Origin of the sequence: Cupriavidus sp. SIMBA_020, assembly GCF_046535395.1 — a bacterium.
In the GTDB taxonomy this organism is placed as follows: Bacteria; Pseudomonadota; Gammaproteobacteria; order Burkholderiales; family Burkholderiaceae; genus Cupriavidus; species Cupriavidus campinensis.
Map to the genome: position 1 here is coordinate 1 of NZ_JAWRWU010000127.1, position 383 is coordinate 383.

The 383-nt window shown below is 61.9% G+C and carries 1 protein-coding gene; it reads right to left on the reverse strand.

All coding sequences use genetic code 11. The features are described from left to right. On the reverse strand, positions 1–247 hold a 247-nt coding region (locus SB751_RS28465), incomplete at its 3' end, for a pentapeptide repeat-containing protein (protein ID WP_410748847.1). Positions 248–383 lie beyond the last annotated feature (136 nt).

The window sequence follows — 383 nt, forward strand, 5'->3', positions numbered from 1 at the left end:
GACAGCCAATCCAGCGGGTGCGCGATAAATCGCTGTGCTCGAAGCGGGTTTGCCCGATCGTGCATTGCGCGAATCGCGCCGCGTGGAAATCGATATTGGAAAGATCTTCGCCGTCGAACTGGCAGCGCTCGAAAGTCGGCTCGTCGCCGGACTCGCGGAGCGCGCGAGCGAGGTCGTCGCGATTGAAATGCGTGTCGCTGAATACTACGCCGTTGCCGGCCGCCGGATCGTTTGCGTGATTGCGCATCGGTACACATCCCCATTCGTGCGGGGCGCGCAGTCCATACCCTCGCGCGCCCCCTCAACTTGTGAAAGTCAGGTTGACGCCGTGGCATGCATAGAACCCCTCGCGGGGCGCAGGAGATACCAACCTGCCACTCTAT